Source organism: Protofrankia sp. Cj3, assembly GCF_917627355.1.
GTDB lineage: Bacteria > Actinomycetota > Actinomycetes > Frankiales > Frankiaceae > Protofrankia.
Genome location: NZ_CAKJTR010000092.1, coordinates 9748 through 12758, shown reverse-complemented (window position 1 = coordinate 12758; position 3011 = coordinate 9748). Strand labels below are relative to the sequence as shown.

Sequence of the window (3011 nt, the reverse complement as noted above, 5' to 3'; positions counted from 1 at the left end):
GGTGTCGTCCCCGCACGCGCGGGGTTGTGTCCTGGATGCTGCCCCCTGACCGATAGGACGGAGTCTGATGCATGCGGGCTTGGGCGTCGTGTGGGGAAAATCCAAGGCGCAGAACTCAGCTCACCTCCTACTTGGGCACCTGCTCGATACCGCGGCGGTCGGCGAGCTGGTGTGGGACCGGTTCCTGTCCTCGGCGGTGAAAGACCGGCTGGATGCCCATAGCGGCGGCCGGGGACGGCTGTTCTTCTCCCTGCTGTGTGGGCTGCATGACGTCGGTAAGGCGACACCGGCGTTCCAGATGAAAGACGACGCCTTGGCGGAGCGGGTCCGCGTTGCGGGGCTTGACTGGCGTCGCCTGACCCGCAATCAGAGCCGGCAATGGCATCACGCCCGAGCCGGCGCTGTGATCATGCGGACGTACGCCGCGGAGGCTGGCTGGCCACGGGAGACGCGGAACTGGGTATGGCCACTGATCGCGGGCCATCACGGCATCGTCCCGGCGACCGCCACCCTTCAGCCTCCGACGCCGTCCGCGCATGGTGAAGGCCCGTGGCGGGAAGCGCAACGTGCGTTCGTGGCCATGGTCGCCCGCGAACTCGGCACCGATTTAACCTCGTTCGTGAATGTGAGCCGCCCGCGACGGGCTGGGCAGCTCGCCTTATCCGGTCTGATCATCATGGCGGACTGGATAGCGAGCGATGAGACGCACTTCGAGGGCCAGCCCAGCCTGGAAAAAATTTCATTGGAGGAATCGCGGCGGCGCGCGGAAACGGCGTGGACCAGCCTGGGCCTGCGGGGTGGCTGGCGCTCCAGCCACCCCGCCCCGCGGACCGAGAAGGATCTGGTTCGTCTCCGGTTCGGGCGCAGCGCCCGGCCGACGCAGGCGGCCGCTGTCGCGCTCGCGGAGGAAATGCCGGCGCCAGGCCTGATGATCATCGAAGCGCCGATGGGTGAAGGGAAGACCGAGGCGGCGCTGGTCACGGCCGAGGTGATGGCCCGGCGGTTCGGCGCGGACGGTGTGTTCGTCGGTATGCCCACGCAGGCGACCAGCGATCCCATGTTCACCCGGGTTCTGGACTGGCTCACGAAGGTCGATCCGGAGGTGCCCATCGGTCTTCTCCACGGCCGGGCGCGTTTCAACAAAGAATGGGCCGCGCTCCGTCGTGAGGCCCGGTTCACCGGTATCGACGAGGGCCTCGACGAGTACGGCTTGCCTGACGATTTCGGCTGGGCGTCGGCGGGTAACGGCTCCGGTCCCGCAGCCGAGCCCGCCGCATCGGGCGAGGCTGCGCCCGACTGGTTCCTGGGCGGGAAACGTGGCCTGCTTACGCCGGTCACGGTCGGGACCGTCGACCAGCTTCTCTACGCGGCGACGCGGACCAAGCATGTCATGCTGCGCCACGCTGGCCTGGCGGGTCGGGTGGTGATTCTCGACGAGGTGCACGCCTATGACGTCTACATGGCGCAGTTCCTCTTCGAAGCACTGCGCTGGCTGGCAGACGCCGGTGTGCCCGTCATTCTCCTCTCGGCGACCCTGCCGCCCGCCCTTCGCCTGCGCCTCATCGAGGCATATGTGCAGGGCGTGACCCAAAACCCGGACCCCGAACTGGGCTCCATACCCGCGGCGAACGGATATCCGTGTCTGACCGCCGTCGCCGTAGGCAACGACGGCGGGCTCGACGCCCGCGTCACGTCGGGCGCATCCTGGCGGGACAGACCATCGGATGTCCGTGTGGAGATCCTGGCCGAGACGGTGGAATTCGCTCCCACAAGCATCGCGGACGCGGTCACCGCCGAGGTAGCTGACGGTGGACGGGCGTTGGTGGTCTGCAACACCGTGCGCCGGGCGCAGGACGTCTTCGATCTGCTCCGTCCCGTCTTCGGCGCCGACGTCGTTCTGCTGCACGCCCGGTTCGTCGCGACCGCCCGAGCCGAGCGGGCGGAACGGATCGTCGACCAGCTCGGCCCACCGGGCCGATCCGGGGCCGCCGAGCGACCACGTCGGCTGGTGGTCGTGGCGACGCAGGTTGCCGAGCAGTCGTTTGACGTTGATGCCGATCTGCTCGTCAGCGATCTTGCGCCCATCGACCTGCTGATCCAGCGTGTTGGACGTTTACATCGTCATGTCCGGCCGGACGTCGACCGGCCGCACCGCCTGCGCCAGCCTCGCCTGATCGTCAGCGGGCTGCACCTGGACGCCGCCGGCTTGCCGTCCTGGCCGGCCGGAAGCCGGGCGGTCTACGGTGACCATCCGCTCGTCCGCGCGGCGGCGCTCGTCCTCGACGCCGTGGCCGGTCCCGGCTGGTCGATACCCGCCCAGGTCCCGGCACTCGTCGCCGACGGGTACGGCGAGCATCCGCTCGGCCCGCCGTCCTGGACCGCGACGGCTGAGCGGTACCGCCAGGACTGGCTGGACAAGGAAGCTGAACGCGCCGCGAAGGCTGCGAACTATCTTCTCGCCGGGGTGGATGCGCTCGGCGCAAAGACCCTGGATGGCCTGCACGATCGGTCGGCCGCGCCCCGGGAGGACGACGAGAGGATCGCCGCGGTGGTTCGCGACGGTCCCGAGTCGGTCGAGGTGGTCCTGGTCCGGCGGGCGCCAGACGGGGGCTTGCGGACGCTGGCCGGCCGGCCGCTGGGGCCCAACGGCGAGGCGGTCAACGGCGACGACGCGCTGCTCGAGGAAGTTGTCGGCGCGACCATCCGGCTGCCGCCGATCGAAGCGATCACCGCGGCCGCTCGGGCGGAGCTCGGCCCGCTCCCCGGCTGGTCCCGAGACGATCCGTGGCTGCGTCACGCCCGTGCGCTTGTGCTCGACGACAAACTGTCGGTGGCCTTTGGTAAATATCTGCTGACATATGACAACGACCACGGTCTGCGGTATCAGCGCCAGGGGGAGCGATGACCAGCTTCGACCTCATCCACGAGCCGTGGATTCCAGTGATCCGTGACGGCCACCGCACCGACGTCAGCCTGGCCACCGCCTTCGCCGACGCCGCCGTGATCGACGG

General features: G+C 69.0%; 1 protein-coding gene. It reads left to right on the top strand.

The genetic code is table 11. From position 1 onward, the window contains the following. Nucleotides 1-67: 67 nt before the first annotated feature. Nucleotides 68-2905 (top strand): CRISPR-associated helicase Cas3', encoded by a 2838-nt coding sequence (cas3, locus tag MJ783_RS13875; RefSeq protein WP_239310855.1) that lies wholly within the window; start codon nt 68-70, stop codon nt 2903-2905. Nucleotides 2906-3011: the final 106 nt, after the last annotated feature.